General features: G+C 65.6%; 21 protein-coding genes. 14 read left to right on the top strand and 7 right to left on the bottom strand.

Annotated elements, in window-relative coordinates:
• Positions 1-21: 21 nt before the first annotated feature.
• Positions 22-1275, bottom strand: coding sequence for an NAD(P)/FAD-dependent oxidoreductase (locus tag SH602x_RS18010; RefSeq protein WP_479473635.1), 1254 nt, complete (start codon positions 1273-1275; stop codon positions 22-24).
• A 16-nt stretch (positions 1276-1291) separates the two neighbouring features.
• A complete protein-coding gene (locus tag SH602x_RS18005; RefSeq protein WP_479473634.1) occupies positions 1292-2692 on the bottom strand; it encodes an MBL fold metallo-hydrolase in 1401 nt (466 codons plus the stop codon).
• A 296-nt stretch (positions 2693-2988) separates the two neighbouring features.
• On the opposite strand from SH602x_RS18005, the gene SH602x_RS18000 reads away from it, so the two are divergent.
• The 6 genes from SH602x_RS18000 (at position 2989) to SH602x_RS17975 (ending at position 8772) form a co-directional block, all read left to right on the top strand.
• Complete coding sequence (locus tag SH602x_RS18000; RefSeq protein ID WP_479473633.1) at positions 2989-3279, top strand: metal-sensitive transcriptional regulator; 291 nt, start codon at positions 2989-2991, stop codon at positions 3277-3279.
• 59 nt (positions 3280-3338) lie between these two features.
• The gene (locus SH602x_RS17995) at positions 3339-3545 is read left to right on the top strand and encodes a heavy-metal-associated domain-containing protein (protein WP_479473632.1); all 207 of its coding nucleotides are present in this window, start codon (positions 3339-3341) and stop codon (positions 3543-3545) included.
• A gap of 9 nt (positions 3546-3554) precedes the next feature.
• The gene (locus SH602x_RS17990; RefSeq protein ID WP_479473631.1) at positions 3555-5915 is read left to right on the top strand and encodes a heavy metal translocating P-type ATPase; all 2361 of its coding nucleotides are present in this window, start codon (positions 3555-3557) and stop codon (positions 5913-5915) included.
• Between the two features lie 2 nt (positions 5916-5917).
• Entirely contained in the window at positions 5918-6301 is a 384-nt protein-coding gene (locus tag SH602x_RS17985) for a cupredoxin domain-containing protein (RefSeq protein WP_479473630.1), read from the top strand.
• An 87-nt stretch (positions 6302-6388) separates the two neighbouring features.
• Positions 6389-7225, top strand: a complete 837-nt coding sequence (locus SH602x_RS17980; RefSeq protein WP_479473629.1) for an inositol monophosphatase family protein — start codon at positions 6389-6391, stop codon at positions 7223-7225.
• 176 nt (positions 7226-7401) lie between these two features.
• Positions 7402-8772, top strand: coding sequence for a Gfo/Idh/MocA family protein (locus SH602x_RS17975; protein ID WP_479473628.1), 1371 nt, complete (start codon positions 7402-7404; stop codon positions 8770-8772).
• A 78-nt stretch (positions 8773-8850) separates the two neighbouring features.
• On the opposite strand, the gene SH602x_RS17970 is transcribed toward SH602x_RS17975, so the two are convergent.
• On the bottom strand, positions 8851-10011 hold the full coding sequence (locus SH602x_RS17970; RefSeq protein ID WP_479473627.1) for an STM4014 family protein: 1161 nt from the start codon (positions 10009-10011) through the stop codon (positions 8851-8853).
• Entirely contained in the window at positions 10008-10937 is a 930-nt protein-coding gene (locus tag SH602x_RS17965; protein ID WP_479473626.1) for an STM4015 family protein, read from the bottom strand. Before SH602x_RS17965 ends, SH602x_RS17970 begins: the two co-directional genes overlap by 4 nt.
• Before the next feature lie 197 nt (positions 10938-11134).
• On the opposite strand from SH602x_RS17965, the gene SH602x_RS17960 reads away from it, so the two are divergent.
• From SH602x_RS17960 to SH602x_RS17940, 5 genes are all read left to right on the top strand, one after another.
• On the top strand, positions 11135-11431 hold the full coding sequence (locus tag SH602x_RS17960) for a hypothetical protein (RefSeq protein ID WP_479473625.1): 297 nt from the start codon (positions 11135-11137) through the stop codon (positions 11429-11431).
• 76 nt (positions 11432-11507) lie between these two features.
• A complete protein-coding gene (locus tag SH602x_RS17955) occupies positions 11508-12458 on the top strand; it encodes a DUF6745 domain-containing protein (RefSeq protein ID WP_479473624.1) in 951 nt (316 codons plus the stop codon).
• Between the two features lie 5 nt (positions 12459-12463).
• Complete coding sequence (locus SH602x_RS17950; protein ID WP_479473623.1) at positions 12464-13282, top strand: STM4013/SEN3800 family hydrolase; 819 nt, start codon at positions 12464-12466, stop codon at positions 13280-13282.
• Positions 13279-14583: an STM4012 family radical SAM protein gene (locus tag SH602x_RS17945; RefSeq protein WP_479473622.1), complete on the top strand. Its 1305-nt coding sequence runs from the start codon at positions 13279-13281 to the stop codon at positions 14581-14583. The genes SH602x_RS17950 and SH602x_RS17945 overlap by 4 nt, the downstream gene beginning before the upstream one ends.
• The gene (locus SH602x_RS17940) at positions 14580-15473 is read left to right on the top strand and encodes an STM4011 family radical SAM protein (protein ID WP_479473621.1); all 894 of its coding nucleotides are present in this window, start codon (positions 14580-14582) and stop codon (positions 15471-15473) included. Before SH602x_RS17945 ends, SH602x_RS17940 begins: the two co-directional genes overlap by 4 nt.
• Before the next feature lie 28 nt (positions 15474-15501).
• On the opposite strand, the gene SH602x_RS17935 is transcribed toward SH602x_RS17940, so the two are convergent.
• From SH602x_RS17935 to SH602x_RS17925, 3 genes are all read right to left on the bottom strand, one after another.
• Positions 15502-17160: a hybrid sensor histidine kinase/response regulator gene (locus tag SH602x_RS17935; protein WP_479477113.1), complete on the bottom strand. Its 1659-nt coding sequence runs from the start codon at positions 17158-17160 to the stop codon at positions 15502-15504.
• Between the two features lie 168 nt (positions 17161-17328).
• The gene (locus SH602x_RS17930; protein WP_479473620.1) at positions 17329-17862 is read right to left on the bottom strand and encodes a type IV pili methyl-accepting chemotaxis transducer N-terminal domain-containing protein; all 534 of its coding nucleotides are present in this window, start codon (positions 17860-17862) and stop codon (positions 17329-17331) included.
• Positions 17859-19379 (bottom strand): sigma-54-dependent transcriptional regulator, encoded by a 1521-nt coding sequence (locus SH602x_RS17925; RefSeq protein WP_479473619.1) that lies wholly within the window; start codon positions 19377-19379, stop codon positions 17859-17861. The genes SH602x_RS17930 and SH602x_RS17925 overlap by 4 nt, the downstream gene beginning before the upstream one ends.
• Positions 19380-19877: 498 nt before the next feature.
• Between SH602x_RS17925 and SH602x_RS17920 the strand changes: the two genes are divergently transcribed.
• The 3 genes from SH602x_RS17920 (at position 19878) to SH602x_RS17910 (ending at position 23487) form a co-directional block, all read left to right on the top strand.
• Complete coding sequence (locus tag SH602x_RS17920; protein ID WP_479473618.1) at positions 19878-21335, top strand: CmpA/NrtA family ABC transporter substrate-binding protein; 1458 nt, start codon at positions 19878-19880, stop codon at positions 21333-21335.
• Between the two features lie 50 nt (positions 21336-21385).
• Positions 21386-22561, top strand: a complete 1176-nt coding sequence (locus tag SH602x_RS17915) for an ABC transporter permease (protein ID WP_479473617.1) — start codon at positions 21386-21388, stop codon at positions 22559-22561.
• Between the two features lie 62 nt (positions 22562-22623).
• A complete protein-coding gene (locus tag SH602x_RS17910) occupies positions 22624-23487 on the top strand; it encodes an ABC transporter ATP-binding protein (protein WP_479473616.1) in 864 nt (287 codons plus the stop codon).
• The last annotated feature ends 16 nt before the right edge of the window (positions 23488-23503 follow it).

Below are 23503 nucleotides of genomic sequence, written 5' to 3'. Positions count from 1 at the left end.
GGCGAGCTTTCGCTTCGCACGCTACGCCCGACCCTTAAGCATTCCGTACCAGTAGAGAAGCGGCAGGACGTACTTCTTGAGGACCCACATCGACCGCCGCTCCTTGGCCTGGTCGAACGGGAAGGTCTCCTTCGGGTTCTTGTCGTAGTCGAACTCCGCCAGAACCATCTTTCCGTATCCCGTCACCACCGGGCATGACGTGTAACCGTCGTACGACGCCGTCAGTTCGCGTCCGTCGATCGCCGCGAGCAGATTCGCGACGAGCGCCGGAGCCTGCTTGCGAATGGCGGCGCCGGTCTTCGACGTCGGCAGACTGGAGCAGTCGCCGAGGGCGAAGACGTTCGGAAACCGGCGGTGACGAAGCGAATGCTTCTCGACGTCGACCCAGCCGTCCGCATCCGCCAGCGGGCTCCGCTTCAGGAAGTCAGGCGCGGACATCGGCGGCGTGACGTGCAGCAGGTCGTACTTCAGGACTTCGCGTGCGTGCGTCTCCACGTGTTCGAACACGGCTTCGTTCGACTCAGGTCGAATCTCGACGAGATTCGTCTTGAACATCGTCTCGATTCCCTTGCGCCGGACGACCTTTTCGAGCGCTTCGCGGTACTTGGGAACGGCGAAGATCGCGGCGCTCGGCGCCGAGAAGATCACGCGACTCCCGTCGCGAACGCCGGCCCGTCGAAAGGCGTCGTCGGCGAGGTACATGATCTTCTGCGGAGCGCCGCCGCATTTCACCGCCCCGACCGGCTGGGTGAAGATGGCCGTTCCGCCGCGGAAGTTCCGGATCGCTTCCCAGGTGCTGTCGACCGTCTCGAAGGAGTAGTTGCTGCAGACGCCGCCTTTGCCGACGGACTCTCTCAGTCCCGGAACGGCGCCCCAGTCGAGTTGCAGTCCGGCCGCGACGACGAGGTAGCGATAGCCGATGCGGCGACCGCTGCGCAGCACGACGACGTTTCGTTCCGGCTCGAAGGTCGCCGCTCCGTCGCGCAGCCAGGTCGCTCCCTTGGGAATGACGTCCTTCTCCTCGCGAACCGTATCGGCCTTGCGAAAAGTCCCCGCGCCGACGAGCGTCCACGCCGGCTGGTAATAGTGCTTGTCGGAAGGCTCGACCACCGCGACGTCCAGCGCAGGTCGTGCCTTTCTCAGTCTCGCGGCGACGGTGATTCCGCCTGTCCCGCCCCCGATGACCAGGACGTCATGCGATTCGTCGACCGGCGGAGCCGCGAGCGCGATAGTCGGCGATTGTTCGAGGCGAACCCCTGATTCCACGACTGCCATGGCGAACTCTCCCTGATTAGACGGCCGAGGGGCGGACGACGGGCAGGCGGGAGGCTTCCCACGCTTTGAATCCGCCGACGAGATCGGTCGGCTGGTACCCGTGCAGTTTCAGCAGGCTGCACGCGATGGCCGATCGATAACCCCCTTCGCAGTGAACCACGAGCGGCCGTTCGATCGGCAGTTCGCGGATCCGCTCTTCCAGACGTTGAAGCGGGATCGCGATCGAGCCCTCGATCTGGCCCGCTTCGCGTTCCTTCTCGGTTCGTACGTCGAGCACGACGATTTCGCCGTCCTCATCGAGCATTCGCTTCAGCGCTGGCGAGGTGATGCGTTCGGTCCTGCCGACCAGATGCGGCACGGATTCCAGCGACGACATGCCGCCGTCGAGATAGCCGGCGACGTTATCGAAGCCGATGCGCCCCAGCCGCATGATCGCCTCTTCCTCGTCGCCGGGATCGGCGATGACGACGATCGGACTCTCGTGACTGAGCAGCGAGCCGGCCCAGGTCGCGTACTTTCCTCGCAGAGCGATCTGAACCGAGCCTCGCAGGTGCGCGCCTTCGAAGTCGATCGCGTCCCGGACGTCGATCACCTGCGCGCCGGAATCGCGTAGACGGAGAACTTCCTCCAGCGGCAGCGGATGGACGCTTTCCCGCATCGCCGCGTCCAGATCCTGACGCTCCTGACGATTTCGGATGGCGTCGAAGACGAAGTAATCGGGCGCGTCCGGCTGATCGACCTCGACCATCCGGACGAACTCTTCCCGGCTCATCGGCTGCAAGGCGTAGTTGAATTCCTTCTGCTCGCCGATCGTCGAAACGGTCTGATCGCTGAGATTCTTGCCGCAGAGCGAGCCCGCTCCGTGAGCCGGATAGACCAGCGTCGCGTCGGGCAACGCCTTGAGCTTTCCGACCGAGTCGTAGAGCAGATTCGCCAACTCGTCGGCGGTCACGCCGATCGAAGCCAGCAGGTCGGGTCGCCCGACGTCGCCGATGAACAACGCGTCTCCGGTCAGGACCGCATGCGGTTCGGTCGCGGAAGTCGCGAGGTCGTAGACCAGAAGCGAAACGCTTTCCGGCGTGTGCCCCGGCGTTTCGAGCGCCGCGATCCGGACGTCTCCGAACTCGATCGCGTCTCCGTCACGGAGCGGCGTGAATTCGTATTCCGCTTCTGCGCGGGCGCCGAGGTAGATCTTCGCTCCGACGCGATTCCGAAGCTCGATGTGCCCGGCGAGGAAGTCTGCGTGGAAGTGGGTCAGGAAGACGTGCTCGATCTTCCAGCCGTTCGCTGTCGCGTCCTGGAGATACTGTTCGATATCCCGTTGCGGATCGACGACGGCGGCGACCTTCGTCCGTTCGTCCGCGATCAGGTACGACGCATGGGCGAGACACCCGAGGTAATACTGTTTCAGCTTCATCGTTCGGCTTTCTTGTATGCTCTCAGGAAGGTCGTTCGTTCCCTCCGACGCGACTTGGATGCACGGCTCGTGCCCAAGGCGTCAGCGCCTGCGGCGACCCGCCGCATCCAGGCACAGCCCACGGCTTTCGCCTCTTGATCGAGGCTCGTGGGAATGAGCGACCCTCCGCGAAGCGCGCGATACCGCACAGCGCCGTACCGGGAACGCACACTCAGGTGCGAATCGGGACGTCGCGACACGCGTCCGCGAAAATCCTTCACTTGTCCGAATACCCCATGGGGGTAAAATGCCTTGCCATGCAACCTGACACGAAAAAGCAGATTCAGAAGCGTCTGAACCGCATCGCGGGTCAGGTCGCGGGCATTCAGAAGATGGTCGAGGAGGACCGCTACTGCGTCGACGTGCTCACGCAAGTCGCGGCTGTGCGCTCGGCGCTCGACGCCGTCGGAACGGCGCTGCTGACCGACCACATCGAAGGCTGCGTCGTCGGACACGGCACGGGATCCGAGCACGAATGCGCCAAGACGATGACGCAACAACAACTGATCGAAGAGGTTCGCGTTTCGCTGAAGCGGTTCCTGTCGTAGACCGGCGCAGCAGTCGGCCGATCCCCTTCGAGGAGTTTCGTAGCGTAAGGAGAAGAGCGATGGAAACGACGAAGTTGAAAGTGACCGGCATGTCGTGCGGCGGATGTGCCGCGAGCGTCGAAAAGGCGCTGCTCAAGGTGCCGGGCGTCGTCTCGGCGACGGTGGCGCTTCACGAAGGCCAGGCCGAGGTCCAGCATCAGGGCGTCGACGTTCAGTCGATGACGTCCGCGCTGGAGAAGTCCGGTTACGGAGCGCAGGCGCTCTGAAAGGCGATCATGGCAGGCGGACGCGAACTTGATCGAAGCGCGGGGCTCGGCGCCGACGCCTCCGATACGAAGCGAGGCGACCGGACCGAACTCTCCCTCGTGGGGATGCACTGCGCCGCCTGTGCGAACCGTATTGAGAAGGCGCTCGCGCAGACGCCTGGCGTCGCAGAGGCGAACGTCAACTTCGCCACCGCCCGGGCGAGCGTGCGGTTCGATCGTTCGCTGACGAACCCCGCGGCGTTGAGGGCTGCCGTGCAGGAGGCGGGCTACGACGCTCTCAAGCCCGCGGAGGACGACGACGGCGACGCCTCGCCGTCTGCGATGAGCCAGGCGGAAGACGAGGCTCGCGAAACGGAGTACGCCGAGCAGCGCCGCCGGTTCGTGATCGCGGCGGCGCTGACCCTGCCGGTCGCCGTTCTGGCGATGGGCGGGCATGTCATCCCGGCGCTCGGTCCGTTGCTCCATTTCGCGGCGCGACCCTGGATCGAGTTGGCGCTGACGACGCCCGTACTCTTCTGGGCGGGGCGGGAGTTCTTCCTCGGCGCCTGGAACGCGGCGAAGCATCGCGCGGCGGACATGAACACGCTCGTCGCGCTCGGCACGCTCTCCGCGTTCGTCTACAGCGTCGTCGTCACGATCGCTCCCGGCCTCGTCGCGACGGCGGCTCCAGGCGGAGGCCAGCATGCCCATGCGGGCGCCGCCGCGCCCGGCGTTTACTACGAAGTCGCGGCGCTGATCGTCACGCTGATCCTGCTGGGGAGGCTGCTCGAAGCCCGCGCTCGCGCGAAGACGAGCGGCGCGATTCGAGCCTTGATCGGACTGCAGCCGAAGACGGCGCGCGTCGAGCGGGACGGCGTCGAACGCGATCTGCCGATCGAACGGGTGATCGTCGGCGACGTCGTTCGCGTCCGACCGGGCGAGAAGGTGCCGGTCGACGGCGAAGTGATCGACGGCAGCTCGTCGGTCGACGAGAGTATGCTGACCGGCGAGCCGCTTCCGGTGCAGAAGGCTGCCGGCGACGGCGTCATCGGCGCCACGATGAACGGCTCCGGCTCGCTTCGCGTTCGCGCGACCCGCGTGGGACGCGACACGGCGCTGCAACGGATCGTGCGACTGGTTCAGGAGGCGCAAGGTTCCAAGGCCCCGCTGCAACGTCTGGCCGACGTCGTTTCCGGATACTTCGTGCCGATCGTACTCTGCATCGCGGTCGCGACGTTCGCCGTCTGGTTCGTCGTCGCGCCGGTCGACCAGCGTCTGACGATGGCCCTGCTGACGTTCGTGTCGGTGCTGATCATCGCCTGCCCGTGCGCGCTCGGGCTCGCCACGCCCACGGCGATCATGGTGGGAACGGGTCGCGGCGCGCAGAGCGGCATCCTGATCAAGGGAGGCGCCGCTCTCGAAAAGGCCCATCGCCTGACGACGATCGTGCTGGACAAGACGGGAACCATTACGCAGGGCAAGCCGACCGCGACGGATGTGCTGCCCGAGGGCATGGAAGCCGACGAACTGCTGCGAATCGTCGCGTCTGCCGAGCGCGGGTCCGAACATCCCATCGGCGAAGCCATCGTTCGCTCTGCCCAGGAGAAGGGACTGGCGCTGTCAGAGCCGCAGGATTTTCAGAACCGCTCCGGTCGCGGCATGGAGGCGACCGTCGACGGTCGCCGCGTGACGATCGGCAACGCCGGGCTGATGCGCGAACTGGGACTCGCTCCCGACGAGGAACGGGCCGACCGGCTGGCAGCCGACGGAAAGACGCCGGTCTTCGTCGCCGTCGACGGTCGCCACGCGGGCATCGTCGCGGTCTCCGATCCGGTGAAGGGGACGTCGAAGACGGCGATCGAGCGCCTTCATCGGCTCGGTCTGAAGGTCGCGATGCTGACGGGCGACAACCGCCATACGGCAGAGGCCATCGCCCGTCAGGTCGGGATCGATCTGGTTCTCGCGGAAGTGTTGCCTGAAGGAAAGAGCGACGAGATCGCGAAGCTCCAGGCGAACGGCGAGGTCGTAGCCATGGTCGGCGACGGCATCAACGACGCTCCAGCCCTCGCCAAGGCGGACGTCGGCATCGCGATGGGCAGCGGAACGGACGTCGCCATGGAGGCGGCGGACATCACGCTCGTTCGCGGCGATCTTCGCGGCGTCGCGGCCAGCATCGGCCTGTCGCGTGCGACGGTCCGGAACATTCAGCAGAACCTGTTCTTCGCCTTCGTCTACAACGTCGTCGGCATCCCGCTGGCCGCGGGCGTGCTCTATCCCGCGACCGGCTGGCTGCTCAGTCCCGTGATCGCGTCGGCGGCGATGGCGCTCTCCTCGGTCAGCGTCTTGACGAACGCGCTGCGCCTCCGCGGCTTCAAGGTCGAAGGGAGCTGACCATGGACACGGCGGAAATCATCGTCGTCGTCGGCGCCGCTGCGCTGATCGCGTTTATCCTGTGGTTCTTCTTCGGACCTCGGACGGCTGCTGCCGCCAACGTGGGGGCGACCGGCGTGCAGGAAATCGACGTCGTCGTGCAGGGAGGCTACTCGCCCGATCGCATCGAGGTCGTGCAGGGGCGCCCGGTCCGGCTGAACTTTCTGCGGAAAGAGTCGACGTCCTGCACGGAGCAGGTGATCCTCGGAGACTTCCGCATCGCGAAGGAACTGCCGCAGGATCGAACCGTGCCGGTCGAGTTCACTCCGGAGCAGCCGGGCGAGTTCGTTTTCCATTGCGGGATGAACATGGTCCGCGGCACGATCGTGGTGAAGCCCTCCGCGTGACGATCGGTCGAAGCGAGATTCGCATCGCCTAAGCATCGTCGCCGCGCGGGTCCGCTAGACTGCGCGGACCTTCACGGGAGAAGCGGAATGGAAACGGCTCCGGACGACGCACAGCTCGATCTTCTGCTGGAAACCGCCCTAGCTGCGGCGTCGGCGGGAGGAGAAGTCCTGCGACGTCACTTCGGCTCGAAGGCGGGTCTGCGCGTCAAGGATCGCGTGGAACTCGTCAGCGACGCCGACGTCGAGAGCGAACGTGTCATTCAGCAGACGATCCTCGATCGCTTTTCCGACCACGATCTGCTCGGCGAAGAAGGTTCTTCCGGCGCGAACGGACCTGCGACAGGCGACGTCCCGGAGCATCTGTGGATCGTCGATCCGCTCGACGGAACCAACAACTTCGTCCACGGCATCGATCACGTCGCCGTCAGCATCGCCTACTGCTATCGGGGTCGGGCGGTCGTCGGAGTCGTCGAGAATCCGATTCAAGGCCATCGCTGGGTCGCCGTCGCCGGTCGCGGAGCGACGGAGAACGGCAGGGCGATTCGCGTCTCCGACGCCGCGACGCTCGACCAGACGATGATCGGCGTAGGGTTCTACTACGATCGCGGCGCGATGATGGAGGCGACGCTGGCCGCGGTGGCCGATTTCTTCCGGGAGCAGGTGCAGGGCGTCCGACGCTTCGGCGCCGCGGCGCTCGATCTCTGCTACGTCGCCAGCGGACGCTACGGACTTTTCTTCGAATACCGACTTTCCCCGTGGGACTTCGCCGCCGGTCAACTGATCGTGACCGAAGCGGGAGGACGCGTGACGACCGCGACCGGCGAACCGCTGCCGCTGACACGTTCGACTATCCTGGCCAGCAACGGCCCTCTGCACGTCCCGGCGCTGGAGATTACCACGCGGCATCTGCCGGCCGGTCTTTAGCGTCTCGTCCGTCCATCGGTTCGGCGGCTGGTTTTTTCGTGCCGCCGTCCGGTCGCCGTCGCCGCGCGACTTTCGGCCTCGCCAGAGTAGAATAGTGGGGTCGATTCGCGACGCCTTGCGTCCGGGTCCCGCCGCTGGTTCGGCGCCGCTCCTTCCTCCCCCTCAGAGATTCCTCCATGCCCAAGTCGTTCTCGACGAATCGTCGTACGTTCCTGCAAGGCGTCGCCGCCGTCGGCGCCGCGAGCATCGCGCTTCCTGCCGCCAACCGCGCGTTCGGCTTCCAGTCCGCGAACTCCCGCCCGGTCTTCGCGACGATCGGTCTGCGCAATCAGGGTTGGGCGATCACGGACAAGACGATCGGCCACGCCGATTTCGCGGCTCTCGCCGACGTCGACGAGAAGGTTCTCGCCGAAAACGTCGCCCGGACCGAAAAGAAGCAGGGCAAGAAGCCGGAAGCCTACAAGGACTATCGCAAGATCCTCGAACGCGACGACATCGACGCGGTCATGATCGCGACGCCCGATCACTGGCATACGAAGATCTCCGTCGAGGCGATGCGCGCCGGCAAGGACGTCTACTGCGAAAAGCCGCTGACGCTGACCATCGACGAAGGGAAGCTGATCGAGAAGGTCGTTAAGGAAACCGGCCGCGTCTTTCAGGTCGGCACGATGCAGCGGACCGAGAGCGACCAGCGCTTTCTGCAGGCGATCGCGCTGATCCGTGACGGACGCATCGGCACGGTGAAGAAGATCACCTGCGGCATCGGCGGCTCGACGCCTTCGCCTGAGATCCCTGTGGCGCAGGTTCCCGAAGGACTTGACTGGGACTTCTGGCTCGGACCGGCTCCGAAGGTCGACTACCGGGCGCTCCCGCAGATGCGGGAAGGTTACGGCGGCGGCGTGCCGCTCTACAGCAATTGCCACTATGCGTTCCGCGACTGGCATGAGTACGCGGGCGGCCAGCTCACCGACTGGGGCGCTCACCACGTCGACATCGCCTGCTGGGCGCTCGGCGCCGGCGATACTGGTCCCAGCAAGGTGATCCCGATCGACTACACCCTGGGCTGCGAGTACAAGGACGGCTATCCGGTCGTGAACGACCGCTACAACGTCGCCAACAAGTTCCGCGTGCAGGTCCCCATGCCGAACGGCGTGGAGATGATCATCGCCAGCGACGGCGACAACGGCATTCTCTTCGAAGGGACCGAGGGACGGTTCTTCGTCAACCGCGGCAAGATCGTCGGAGCGCCGGTCGAGGCCCTCAAGGACAAGCCGCTTCCCGAAGACGCGATCGAGAAGGTTTACGGCGGACCCGTTCCGTCCAACCACAGCGTCAACTTCATCGAGTCGATGCAGTCGCGGAAGCAGCCGATCTCCGACGTCTGGACGCACAACCGCATGCTCGAGATCTGTCACCTCTCGAACATCGCCATGCGGCTGGGTCGCGAACTGAACTGGGATCCCGCCAAGCGAGAGATCGTCGGCGACGAGCAGGCGAACGCCTTCCTCGCCCGGGAGTATCGCAAGGGCTACGAGATCGAGGCGTAGCATCGAACGACGTTCGACGAATCGAACTGACTCAGGCCGCCCGCGAATCGCTGGCGGCTTGTTTCGATTTCGGCAGGCCTAAGCCGAATCGCCGTTCGCTCTCGCCTGTCGAGCCATCGCGGCGAGCTGCGCTTCGTACGAGTTCTCGCCCCGGTGCAGGACGCCCGGGAGCAGATCGCCGAACGCGTTGGCTTCGAGGACGACCGTCCGGCGAAAGCCGGGCGTGAGCATCAGATCGACGCCGATCGCCAGCGTCCTTGGGAAGACCTTCGCGACGCCTGCCGCGACGGAGTGCAGGCGTTCGACCCCTTCGTCGCCCAGCGCCTCGAAGAGACTCTGCACGTCGCCGCGCTGGTTGCCCAGATGGAGGTTCGTAAGCGGCCCCCGACTCTGCCGGACGACGACCTGCCGCGCTTCGCCGGCGACCGTCAGCGCCCGCACGTCGAAGACGCGTCCCTTCAGGGAAGCCTTGGGAAGCCATTCCTCGACGTGGACGCGCTCGCGCGCTACGCAATCGACGAGAGTTCGCAGAACCTCTCGATCGGTATAGCGGCGAACCTTCAGCGAGTTGTAGAGCCGAATCTCCCCTTCCGTCTCGACGACCTCCACGGTCGTCGTCGCCGCGATGATTCCCCGCCTGCTCTCGAAGGCGATGACGCCGGAGGCCGACGATCCGTGCGCCGGTTTGACGAACGCGCGCGTCCAGCCCGACTCGCGCATCCGTTCGACGAGAGCGTCGAAGCCGTCGATCGGGCCGAGCGTGTCAGGGACCGGAACCTCGCCGCGAACGCATGCCGCGTGACAGAGCCGCTTGTCGAACAGGATCTCGACGTCGTCGGGGTGCGGGGTCGGCGACGCGACATCGTTCGCGCGCAGGCGCTGCTCGATCCGCCGGAGGATCGTCCGAAAGCCGAGATACCACGCCCTCAAGTAGCGAATCCGCCCATGATCCGGCGCGAGGTTCTTCAGCTCCTCCGGCGTCGGAGCCAGCGCGCCCTCCTCCGTCGCCTGCTCGGCGCCCAGGTCGATCAGCGCCTTCTCGACGAGGGCGTTCTCCCCGGGAGAGTCCAGGCGGACGAGCGTCCCCGGAGGAAGATCGTCGAGCCACGAAAGATCGCGAAGGACGTCGAGCCAGGCGATCTCGCGCGGGGGCGACCACTCGAGCTTCTGGGCCGCGTCGCGGAAGAACGCGACGCGACGATTCTCCGGGTTGCCGATCACTACGAGCGTCGGCTTCATTCGCCGACGGCGACGTAGCGAACTTCGCGACCGTCCCAGCGATCGGCCTTCTGGCCTTCGCTGGCGTCGACCTCGGCACAGGCGGCCTGCAATTTCGCGATGACCGGGTCGGTGACGTAGTGGTGATGAATATCGAGCTTCTTGAGCGATCCCAGCTTGCCGCTGGCGAGCAGCGCCTCGGCGCCCTCGTCGCCGAGCGTCCCCAGCGAAAGATCGAGCGTCTCGATCCTGGAAAGCGCCGCGCTGGCGGCGACGACCTGCGCCGTCGAATCGGCGCGGCAGTCGTCACGCAGACCCAGGTAACGCAGCCGGGGGAACTTCTCGCCTGCGAGAAGACTCTCCACGTCCGCCTGCGTGCAGGAGTTGCCGTAGCCTTCGTCGCCGAGCCAAAGTTCCAGATGTTCGAGCGCCGGCAGATTCGCGGCGGCGAGCGACCTCAGCACGTCGCCGTCCAGACCGCCCGATTCGATCTTCAGGACGCGAAGACGTTCGTGCGCAGGGCGACCCAGAACGAGTCCGTTCCCGCCGCGGATGCGCAGTTCTTCCAGCGCGGGGAACGCCTCGAAGAGAGGCGAGACGTCGCTCTGCTGGATCCAGGAGATCTCCGACTCTTCCTGATCGATCTCGCCCAGGAACAACGCCCCCAGGTTCGGCAGGCGCTCCGCCACGCTCGCCAGCGCGGAGACGACTTCTGAAGAATCGTCGGACGACAGCTCTCCCCAGGGGCCGATGATGAGCGCCGTGACTTCGGAAACGTCGGGCCGTTCGACGAAGTTGCCGAGCAGCGCCGCGAAGTCCTCCGCGCTCGAGTCCCACGACTCGATTCGGATGCGGTACGCGATCTTCGACGCTTCGAGCGTATCGAAGTTCGTATCGAAGTCGAGAACCGGCAGGCCGCCGAACTCCTTCAGTTCGCCTTCGAGCATGGATCGTTCCTCTTCTGTCGACCGATGATGAGCCTTCGTCCGCTGCACGTTCTCGCACCGCGCCTCGTCGCGATCCGAACGCGCGACTTGCAGTCCGATCTGGATTCGGCGATGCTGTCGGGCGGTAGTGTACAGCGCGATCAGTAGGGGATCGCGTGACGAACGTTTATTTTTCACGGTCGTGCGGAGGCGCCTCGATGTATCGCCATGGCGACGTCTTTATCGCCGCGTCGGACTCCCTTCCGGAGGACGCGCGAAAGTTGCGGCATGTCGTGCTGGCCGAAGGCGAGATCACCGGCCATGCCCATCGCGTCCGCGAACGCGACGTCGCGGAGTTGTTTCAGCACGGCGACGATCGCTACCTCAACGTGTTCGGCGAACGGGCCACGCTGATCCACGAAGAGCATGCGGAGATCGAACTTCCGCGCGGCATCTATCGCGTCTGGATCCAGCGGGAATACTCGCCGGAAGCGATTCGTCGCGTCGTGGATTGAAAAATCGATGCGCGCTCTTTTCGAATGGTTTCGCTCCTGGCGAACCCGCACCGTAGCAAGTTCGGGAAGCGTTTCTATGCAGCAGCCAGAATCGAAGTTCGAACAGGCGAAGCGACAGATCGCCGCCGGCGCTGCGCCGTCGGGCATGGTCGTGCCCGGAACGCTCGCATGGCCGAGAGGATCGGGGCCGAGCAGCCTGCCGCCAGGCTTGCAGTGCTACAGCCTGGAGATGCCCGGGGCTCCGATCGAATCGTTGCCGGACGGAGTCCGCGCGATGTTTCGGTTGAATCTTCAGGGCTGCGATCGACTGCGGACGTTGCCCCGCGGACTCGCGGCGGGAACGATCGACGTCAGCGGCTGTACGTCGCTCGAAACGTTGCCCGAGGAGTTCGACGCCCGATTCCTGATCATCTCCGGCTGTCGTCGGCTGAGCGGCTGGCCCTCCCGCGCGACGCTGCGGGTCGGCGGACTGGTCGCCCGCGATTGTCCGCTGCTGACGGAACTTCCCCCGTGGCTCGGACGGCTCTCGTACCTGGATCTGGCAGGCTGTTCGCGCCTGGAGAGGCTGCCGGAGGGACTGGAGGTCTCCTCCTGGATCGACGTGGGCGATACGCAGATTCGCGAGCTTCCCCAATCGCTGAAGGGGGTCGGCCTGCGGTGGCGCGGCGTTCCTGTAGACGAGCGGATCTGCTTCCGACCGGAGGAGATCACGGGGCGTGAGATCCTGGCGGAACGAAACGCCGAGGTCCGCCGCGTGATGATGGATCGCATGGGCTTCGACGCGTTCCTGGAAGAGGTCGATTCCGAAACGCTGGACGTCGATCGGGACCCGGGCGGCGAACGTCGACTGCTGCGGGTGGAACTGGAGGACGACGAACCGCTCGTCTGCGTCGCGGTTTTCTGTCCCTCGACGAAGCGTCGTTACGTGCTGCGCGTGCCGCCGGAGACGACGACCTGCCGACAGGCCATCGCCTGGACGGCCGGATTCGACGATCCGGAACTCTACCGACCTCTCGTCGAGACGTGATCCGCATGCTCGACGCCCGAAGTCACGTCGATCACGGCGACGTCGCTCTGCTGACGCTCGACGCGCTGCGCTACGACGTCGCCGCGAAGGTCCTGAAAGAGGGACGTACGCCCTGCCTGGCGTCGCATCTTCCCGGCGGGCAGTGGGAAGAACGCCACTCGCCCGGGTCGTTCACGTACGCCTCGCATCAGGCCTTCTTCGCCGGGTTCCTGCCGACGCCGGCGATGCCGCAGAAGAGCGAGCGTCTCTTCGCCGCGCGCTTCGCCGGCAGCGAAACGACGGGTCCGAGCACCTGCGTCTTCGATGCGCCGGAAATCGTGTCCGGATTTCGCGACCGGGGTTACCGCACGATCTGCATCGGCGGAGTCGGCTTTTTTAACCGACTTACGCCTCTCAGCAGGACGCTGCCCGATCTGTTCGAGGAGAGCTACTGGTCGGAGTCGATGGGGACCGCTTCGCCGATCTCTGCCGAGGAGCAGGTCGAGCTCGCGTGCGAATTGTTGCGCTCCGGTTCGCCCGATCGGCGGACGTTCCTCTTCATCAACTTCTCGGCCATCCACGAGCCGAATCGACTGTTCGTTCCGGGAGCGGTCGAGGACACCCTGGAGACGCACGCGGCGGCGCTGGAATACGTCGACCGCTCGCTGCCGCCGCTGTTCAAGGCGATGGCCTCGCGGGGAAGGACGCTTTGCGTCGTCTGTTCTGACCACGGCGCCGCGTACGGCGAGGACGGCTACCGGGGGCATCGGCTGGCCCACCCGGTCGTCTGGACGGTGCCGTATGCCGAGTTCTTCGTGGAAGGGACGACCTCGGCCACGCCATGATCGATTCCCGAAAGCCCTTCGTGAGCTACGCGTATTCCTATCCGCATAAGCTCGCGTATCGACCGCTCGATCCGGCGCCTTCGCTGAACGAGATCTGGGCCGACGAAGATCGCAGCGCTCTGTTCCTTTACGCCCATATTCCGTTCTGCGAGTTTCGTTGCGGGTTCTGCAATCTCTTCACGATCGCACAGGGCGCGGGCGACCTTGCGACCGTCTACCTTGACCGCCTGATCGCGGAGATGAACGCGTTCGCCGATTCGGCGCCGGACAGCCGGTTCGTCCGCTTCGCATTGGGCGGCGGAACGCCGACGGTCCTGTCGGAGCATGAACTGACGCAGCTTTTCGACGCGATCGAGGACCGTCTCGGCGTGCGTCTGGCGGCGATTCCGGCCGGTTGCGAGGCGTCGCCTGCGACGATTGACCGCTCGAAGCTGCGGCTGCTGCGCGAGCGCGGGATGGACCGGATCAGCGTCGGCGTGCAGTCCTTCGACGATCACGAATCGAAGCGACTCGGTCGCCCCCAGCGCGGCGTCGAGGCGCATCTCGCGTTGGAGACCGTGCGGGAGTTCGATTTTCCGACGCTCAACGTCGACCTGATCTACGGCATGCCGGGCCACTCGCCCGCCGCGTTCTTGCGATCCGTCGACGAGGCGCTGCAGCATGCGCCGGAGGAGATCTATCTCTATCCGCTTTACGTCCGGGAACTGACGGGGCTCGGCAACGTCGGCGTCGAACCGGAAGACGATCGCCTCTCGATCTACCGCGCGGGCAGGGACCGCCTGCTCGAGCGCGGGTACGAACAGGTTTCGCTGAGAATGTTCCGCAAGCCGGCGGCCATACCGGACGAAGTGACGGACTATCGCTGCCAGTCGGACGGCATGCTGGGGGTCGGCTGCGGCGCCCGGTCCTACACGCGAGACCTGCATTACTCGACCGACTATGCCGCGTCGCGGGCGGGCGTCCGGGCCATCCTCGACAAGTATCTTGCGCGGAAGGACGAAGAGTTCCTGCATGCCCGGGTCGGCATCCGCATCGACGAAGACGAACGCCGTCGGAGGTACGCGATCCTCTCGCTGCTTCAGCGTTCCGGGCTCGACCGCGCGGACTTCGCCCGACGCTTCGGAAGCGACGTGCTGACGAGCTTTCCTGATCTTCGGCGACTGGAGCAGGAAGGCTACGCGACGATCGACCCGGCCCGCGTGCAGCTTACGCAGCTCGGCATCGATTACTCCGACGCGATCGGGCCCGCCCTCTATTCGGATCGGGTGCAGCGCCTGATCGAGGGGCGCGTCCGAAAGTGAACGCCTCGCTGCTCTATCGCGGTCCGCTCGCGAGTTGCAACTACGACTGCTCGTATTGCCCGTTCGCGAAACGAGTCGATCCGCCGGAAGCGCTCCGCGCTGACGAAGCGGCGCTGCGACGGTTCGTCGACTGGGTCAGTCGCCGCGAACAGGATCGAATTTCCATCCTGTTCACCCCCTGGGGCGAGGCTCTGGTGCGGCGCTGGTATCGCGAAGCGCTGGTCGAGCTGGGCCGCCTGCCGCACGTCGAGAAGGTCGCCGTTCAGACCAACCTTTCCTGCTCGCTCGACTGGCTCGACGCGTGCGATCGGTCGAAGGTCGCGCTCTGGTGTACCTTTCATCCTTCGCAGACGACGCGCGAACGGTTCGTGAATCGCTGCCGCAAGCTCGATCGCCTGGGCATTCGTTACAGCGTCGGCTGCGTCGGCATCCGCGAGGATGCGGAAGCGATCCAGGCGCTCAGGCGAGAGGTGTCGCCGGACGTCTACGTCTGGGTCAACGCGATCAAGCGACCGTCCGATTACTACGACGAAGCGGCGAGGGAGACTCTGCGCCAGGTCGATCCCCACTTCGTGTGGAACGAACGGGCGCACGAGAGTCTGGGGCGTTCCTGCCGCACGGGCGTCGACGTCTACTCGATCGACGGCGACGGAACCGTCGCCCGCTGCCATTTCGTGAAGACGCCGATCGGTAATCTTTACGCCGAAGGATTCGATTGGCCGCAGGTCGACCCGCGCTGCCCGAACGGGTCATGCGGCTGCCACATCGGCTACGTTCACCTCGAGCCGCTGCGACTGTACGACCTGTTCGACGGCGGCGTGCTGGAACGCATCCCGCGATCGTTCGCGACGGCGAACCGGGAGCAGGCTTCTTCGACGGCGGCGACGTAAGGCCGTCCGAACACGAAGGAGCAGAAGCTCACCCGTCGAGGGCTTCGGCAGGCGACTCGTCGACGGTCGTTCGATCGAGCGAAGGGCGTCGCTCGCGGGAAAGCTCCTCGCCGATCTGCCGCAGGACTCGCTCGATCCGCGAGATCGAACCGCTAAGTTCGGCGAAGGCCTCCGATGACGGTCCCTCGGCAGCGAGCGCCGATTCGAACTTCGCGAAGGCTTCGTCGAGGTCGCTCGAACCGAAGTTCGAGGAGCTGCCTTGCCAGCGATGCACCACCCGTGCGATCGCTTCGGCGTCCGCCGATTCCACCGCGATGCGAAGTCGTTCGTGCAACTCGGCGCTTTCGGCCAGATAGAGTTCGATCAGCCGCAGAAGCAGCGGCTCGCGACGCTGGAAACGTGCCCGAATCTGCCGGGCCGCAGGCTCCTGAGCCCCGCCTTGATCGGACGTCGCCGCCGGAGTCGATCGTTCCTGCTCCCCTGCCCCGCCTCGAATTGCGCTTTCGATTCGAAGCGCCTGCCGCAAGGCGGAGAGCGAGGCCGGCTTGCGCAGAACTTCGTCGAAGCCGGCTTCCAGGCACCGCGACCGGATCGCTTCGTGCGGATGGGCCGTCACGGCGATCAACCGAGGGAGCGAGTCGTCCGTCCCCGACCGCCGTTTCCGGAGTGAACTCGCAGCGGCCAGGCCGTCGAGTTCCGGCATCTCGACGTCGAGCAGGATCGCGTGAAACGCCTCGGCTTCCGCCGCCGCCAGCGCGTCGTGCCCGTTCGAGGCCTCGGTCACCTCGAAGCCCAGCTCGCGCAGACGCTCCGCCAGAAGCAGTCGGTTCGCGTCGCTGTCGTCCGCGATCAGCGCCCGACGAACAGAACCCCGCGGCTCGAACTGCCCCTCGGGCGCCGCGTCACCGATGGCTTCGATCCGGTCGCTCGTTCGAGCGGCTTCCAGTTCCGACTCATTCAGCCGTCGAAGCGGCAGACGCAGGACGAACCGGCTGCCGGACGCTCGCGTCCGATCGAGTTTCAGCGTTCCGCCCATCGCATGGGCCAGTTCGGAAGAAATCGCCAGCCCCAGCCCTGCTCCGCCGGCCCGGCGTCGGAGCGATGGATCGACCCGTGCGAAACGTTCGAAGATTCGCTCGGCATGTTCCGGCGGTACGCCCGGACCGGTGTCGACGACTTCGATGATCAGTTGCGTAAGGTCATCGTCTTCCGCCTCCGCGCTAACGCGGAGTTCGACGGATCCGCGATCCGTAAACTTGATCGCGTTGGAGAGAAGGTTGGACAGAATCTGACTGACGCGTTTCTCGTCGCCGAGGCCGATAAGCGGTACACGCTGATCGAGATCGACCTCGAGCGAGAGTCCTTTCCGCTCGGCGCTGGGGCGATAGAGTTCCGCGGCCTGCTCCGCCGTCTTGCGTACGTCGAACGGTTCGGACGCGATCTGCGGTCCGGCGCCGGCATCGAAGCTTGCGAGGTCGAGCAGATCGTCCAGCATCCCCGAGAGCGTCTTCGCCGACTGATGCAGCGCGGCGAGCAGCCGCTTCGACGAGGGATCGTCCGTTCGTTCGAGCGAAATCTCCGAAGCGCCCAGAATGGCGCTCATCGGCGTTCGCAATTCGTGGCTCATGCCTGCGAGGAACTGAGTCTTCGCTTCGTCGGCTTCGACCGCCCGACGCTCCGCCCGGATCAGTTCCGCGTTCAGCGCACGCAGCCGTTCGACGTAGTGCCGGAGCCTGCGGACCGCCGGACGGAAGACGAGCGTCGCTTCGGCAGCGAGCGTCGCCAGCGTCGCGACCAGCAGCGCGGCCTCGATGATGCGGAGTCTCGCGACCCGGTCCCGCGCTTCCGCGTCGTACTAAAAGACGATCGCGTCCATACCGTCGAGGAAGGCCGACTCGCGCGCTAGCCAATCGTCCGTCGCTTCGGAGACTCGATCCGCATCGCGGGGATCGTCCGCGGCGGCGATCGTTTCGCCCGCCCGCTGCATCGGGAGATAGGCTTCGTCGAGCGCGGCGAACATCGCCTCCACGACGGCGCTGTCGTTTCGCGGCAGGGGGAGCGACTCGCTGCCGTGCCGGAGCCCCGCATGGGTCTCCGTCCAGGATGCGAAGTCTTCGGTGAACTGTCGCCGCAGATCGCTCCGCGAGGCAGGCGAAGGCTCGCGCTCCAGTCGCAAGGCGAGATGCGTCAGGCGCTGCGAGAGCATCCGCTGCCGACCCGCGAGATTGACGACCCGCGAGTCGTCCAGTTGCCGTGCGATCGAACGCTGCGTCAGAACCTGGCCCGCGATCGTCAGCAGGGCGACGAACGACAGAGCGGTGACGTAGAGCCAGGTCAGGTGCCGGATCGGCGGGTCGGGAACGGCTTCCTTGCCGGGGGCGGCGGTCATTCCGTCTCGTCCGACGACGCGACGAACGATCCGACGCGAATCCGCAGCGCCAGAACCTTCTTCCTCAGGCTGGTCCGCGTCATGCCGAGCGCCTTGGCCGCCTTCGCCTGATTTCCGCCGGTGTGCGTGAGCACGATCGTGATCGCGTGGCGTTCCATTTCCTCGATCGCCTCGGCGTAGATGTCCTCGCTGCCCGACTTCAGGCGCCCTTCGATGAATCGCTTCCAGTCCGTGACGCTTGAAGCGTCCGCCCTCTGGGAACTCGCGGGCGTCGCCGTCTCCGCGACCGCGACGTTCGCTGTTTCGCTCGCTGTCGCGGGACCTCCGCGCAGAGCGACCAGGTCGCGCAGGAAGTCGCTGGGGAGCACGGCCCCCTTCGATTCGATCAACGCCCGGCGGAGAACGGCCTGCAACTCCGACACGTTACCGGGCCAGTCGTACGCGCTCAACAGGTCGTACGCTTCGGGCGAAACGCGCGGCAGTTCGCCGGCGATCGCGCGACCGAAGTTGCTGAATCGGGCGACGAACCGCTCCGTCAGCAGGCGGAGATCGTCGCCCCTGTCGCGCAGCGGCGGAATCGGAAGGGCGTAGGCGCTCAGGGCATAGTAGAGGTCCTCGCGCAGGCGACCCCTTCGAAGCGACGTCGCGGGATCGTCCGCGGTGGTGAGAATCACGCGTACGTTCGACGCGATAGTTCGCGTTCCGCCGACTCGCTCGAAAACCCCCTGACGCAGGAACCGCAACAACTTGCTCTGCGTGGCGGGCGCGAGCTCGGCGATCTCTTCGATCAGCAGCGTCCCTCCGTCGCACTGTTCCAGCTTCCCGACATGGAGAGCCGTTCCGTCGTCGCGCGCAGGATCCTCCTCGCCGAAGAGTTCGATTTCGAGGCGTTCCTGCGAATGGTCGCCGCAGTTGACCTTCAGAAAGAGACTGCCCGATCGATCGCCATGCTGATAGATCGCCCGCGCGACGAGTTCCTTGCCGGTTCCCGTCTCCCCCACGAGTAGCGCAGGGACGTCCTGTCGCGCCAGCCGGCCGATGGACCGGAACACCTCCTGCATCGCCGCACATTTTCCGACGAGCGCTTCGCCGTCGGCGGTTCCCTCCGGCGAAAGCTCGACCGGCACTCGCATCAGGCGGCGATGCTCGAGCGCGGCGGCGAGTTGCCGCTCCAGGCGGTCGAGATCGATCGGCTTGGCCAGGAAGTCGAACGCCCCCAGCTTCATCGCCTCGATGGCGTTGCCGCTGGTCCCTTCCGCCGTCACGAACAGGACCGGAAGCCGGGCGTCGAGCTGACGCACCCGGGCAAGAAGCTCCAGGCCGCGGCCGTCCGGAAGAAGATTGTCGAGGACAAGCACGTCCGGCGGAGAGCGTTCGAGGCGGGCCCATCCGTCGGCAGCCGTTCGTGCTTCCTCGACTTCTACCTGCGTGCCATCGATGAGGGAGGCCACGATCGCGCCGGTCGCGGGATCGTCGTCGATCACCACCAGTCGCGCCCTGCGAGGCGACGAATTCACGTGACCTTCTTGCCGTATGTCATGCGATGTCGGCGGACGGTGGAAGCGGGTGGGCGATGCGCTCGTCATATCGAGCCCTATTGCAAAATCCGCGCCGTTGCCGCTTCCGCGGCGCCGCAGCCAGTGAAAGGCGATAGCGCTTGACGACTTTCCTTTAACAGCGTGACGAAGCGGGGCGATCCGCTTCGGCGCCCGGAATCGAGGCGCTCGTCGCCTTCCCGCTCGGAGTCTCTGCTCTCGGCAGGGTTGGGCATCTCGTACTCCTTCTCACGTTCGGGCGCCCGGCGCCTGCGAACGCGGCATCTCCGGCGAGTTCATCTTTCGGCCAATGAGCTCTCAGCGCTCGTGGTGAGCAGACCTGAGCCCATTTTGGTTTCTTTCAGGCGATTAAAGCAGATTCACGTCCCTTAGTCTCTCTTCGGAACGGCCTGTGCGATAGGCGCTGAGAAGCCGTCGGCGACGCTGCAGGCCGAGCGATCGTTTTCATTCGAGGGACGCGTGCCGAACCTTCAGGCCTTCGAGTTCAGTCGGCGGTTGAGCAGGCTGCTCGCGATTCTGATCGCGGCGGCTGCGGTCGCGATCGTCGGCTGCGAGAACGCGACGCCCTCGGTCTCGTCCGGCAGTCTCGTTTCGGTTGCCACAGCCGCTGCGCCGCAGCGCGAAGGAGACGACTCCCGAATCCTGCTGGACCTGGAACAGGACGAGCTGAAGTTCGGCTTCATCAAGCTCACCGACTGCGTGCCGCTGGTGATCGCCAGGGAGAAGGGCTTCTTCAGCGACGAAGGGCTGACCGTCGAACTGGAGCCTCAGCCGAACTGGAAGACGCTGCTCGATCGCGTGATTTCGGGCGAACTGGACGGCGCTCACATGCTGGGCGGTCAGCCGCTCGCCGCCGCTGTCGGGATCGGAACGAAGGCGTCGATCGTCACGGCCTTCACGATGGATCGCAACGGCAACGCGATCACGGTCGGGAACTCGATCTGGAAGGAGATGCAGTCGCATGATCCGGCGCTCGCCGCCTCGACGCCGCCGCATCCGATCAGCGCCGCGGCGTTGAAGCCGATCGTCGACGCCCGCAAAGCGGAGGGACGACCCCTCCGGATGGCGACGGTCTTTCCGGTCTCTACGCATAACTACGAGTTGCGGTACTGGCTCGCCGCGGCGGGCATCTCGCCCGGCATGTATGGCTCCGACGATTATGTCGGCGAAACCGGCGCGGACGTGCTGCTCTCGGTCACGCCGCCGCCGCAGATGCCGACGACGCTCGAACAGGGAACCATTCAAGGGTACTGCGTCGGCGAGCCCTGGAATCAGCAGGCGGTCGCCAGGCACATCGGCGTCCCGGTGATCACGAGCGACGAGATCTATCGCGACCGGGCGGAAAAGGTCTTCGGCGTGACGAAGGCCTGGTCCGCCGCCCATCCGAAGACGCATGTCGCCGTCGTGAAGGCGCTGATCCGCGCAGGCAAGTGGCTCGACGAGACCGACGCGAACGGGAACTTCCTCCATCGCGAAGAAGCCAGTCGCATCCTCGCGCGACCCGAGTACGTGGGCGCCGACCTCGAAGTGATCCGGAACTCGATGACGGGGACCTTTCTGTTCGGAAGAGACGACGAGCGCCCGCTCCCCGACTTCAACGTTTTCTACGCGGGTCATGCGACCTACCCGTGGTACAGCGACGGCGTCTGGTTTCTGACCCAGATGCGACGCTGGGGTCAGATCGCCGAGCCGCAACCGGACGAGTGGTATCACGAGACGGCGCGACAGGTCTATCGGCCCGACGTTTATCTCAAGGCGGCGGAGATCCTGCTCGCGGAAGGTTTACTCGAAGAAGCCGATCTGCCCGAGACCGACGGCTACCGCCCCGCTACCGGCGAGTTCATCGACGGCATCGTCTACGACGGGAGAGATCCGCTGGCCTATCTCCGTCAGCATGCGATCGGAAATCAGGACTGAACTCGCCTGTCTCGCGAGCGCCGAACGAACCCAGCCGACACGGAAGCGTCATGAAGAACTTTCTCCTTAAAGCGGTCGACCTCGCGGCGCTGAACGCGCTGGAGCCGGTGGTTCGCCTGGCGTTCGGCGAAGATCCGCCGACCCAACTGCGAAAGATCGTCCGCTTCGTCGTCGTGCCGATCGCCGCGTTCGTCGCCTTCCTCGGCATCTGGTGGGCGGTCGCCGAAAACATCGTCACCAAGAGCGGCAGGATGCCGACGCCGCCCGTCGTGCTGGCCGCGGCAGGCGACATGTGGCGGACGCACATCGACGCGGTCGAGCGAAGGCAGCGTTTCGACGACGAGCGCGAAGGCCGCATCGCCGCGCTGGAGCGGTCGCTGGTCGTGCTCGATTCGCCGGCCAGACGCGAGAACGTCGAACGGATGCGGACAGGTCTCGCGGACGCGGAAGCTTCCGACTCGCCGCGCTCGGAGGCCAAGCGGTTCGCGCTCGAAGCGGCGGAAAGCCAGGTCGCCGCGGTCGAGTCGCAGATCGAAGCCGCCCGCTATGCCCGCTACGCCGGCGCGCCGACCTATCTGGATCAGATCGCTACCAGCCTGAAGACGGTCTTCTTCGGATTCGCCATCGCGACGCTGATCGCCGTACCGATCGGCGTGCTGTGCGGGGTGAGCCCGACGTTCATGGCCGCCGTCTCGCCTCTCGTCGCCTTATTCAAGCCGGTCTCGCCGATCGTCTGGCTTCCCATCTGCGGCATCGTCGTCGGCGCCTACGTCGATGCGGAGAAGTCAGTCCTCGCGCCCGCGTTCGTCAGCTCGGCGATCACCGTGGCGCTCTGTTCGCTCTGGCCGACGCTGGTGAACACGGCGCTCGGCGTCGCCTCGATCGAAAAGGATCACCTGAACGTCGCCCGGGTGCTGCGCCTCGGCTTCTGGGCGCGCCTGACCAAGATCGTCATCCCTTCCGCGTTGCCGCTGATCTTCACGGGGTTGCGAATCTCGCTCGGCGTCGGCTGGATGGTGCTGATCGCGGCGGAACTCCTCGCGACGAATCCGGGCCTGGGCAAGTTCGTGTGGGACGCTTTCCAGAACGGCGGCTCGCAAAGCTTCGCGCAGATGTTCGTCGCCGTCTTCACGGTAGGCATCATCGGCCTGCTGCTCGACCGACTGATGGTGATCCTGCAGCGAGCGGTGAGTGTCGGTCGCGAAGGCGCTCCGTCGTCGCTGTAGGAGCGCTGCCCTTTTCCTGATCGATAGCTGGTCCGTGTTCACCTGAATCGGGAGCGACCGTTATGCCCTGCCTGGAACTTCGCGACGTCTCGGTCGCCTTCGGATCCGGATCCCGACAGACTGAGATTCTCTCCGGACTCGACCTGGCGATCGAAGAAAACGAGTTCGTCGCGATCATCGGCTTCTCCGGGAGCGGCAAGACGACGATCGTCAACCTGCTGGCCGGTCTGACCCAGCCGACGAGCGGCGAGGTCCTGAAGCGGGGCGAACCGATCGTCGGTCCTGGCCATGACCGGGGCATCGTGTTTCAAAGCTATTCGCTGCTGCCGTGGCTCTCGGTCTACGCCAACATCGAACTGGCCGTGCGGCAGGTCTTTCCAGAGATGGCCTCCGCCGAACGTCGGGCACATGTCGAACGTTACGTCGAGGTCGTGAAGCTGACCCCCGCGATCAAGAAGCGTCCGAGCGAACTCTCGGGCGGCATGCGGCAACGCGTCGCCATCGCACGGGCGCTCGCCATGCGGCCGGAGATCCTGCTGCTGGACGAGCCCTTCGGAGCTCTCGACGCCATCACGCGAGCGACGCTGCAGGACGAACTGCTGCGGATCTGGGAAGAGGATCGCCGCACCGTCCTGCTCATCACGAACGACGTCGACGAAGCGATCCTGACCGCGGACCGCGTCATCCCGCTCAAGCCCGGTCCGCGGGCGACGCTCGGTCCTTCGTTCGAGATCGATCTGCCTCGTCCCCGCGATCGGCGCGAGATGAACTCCTGCCCTCGCTTCGAGGCGATCCGAAACGAGATCTCCGGCTATCTCTCCCACCTCGGCGCCGCCTCGAGTTCGCAAGACCGGCGCCCGATTCCGCCGAAGCCCGATCTTCGTCCGCGAGTCTTCTCGACGTTGAAGTCGACGCACGCGATGTGAACGCATCGGTCGGTCT

Source organism: Lignipirellula cremea, assembly GCF_056501455.1.
This window is presented reverse-complemented; position numbering and strand designations above follow the sequence as displayed.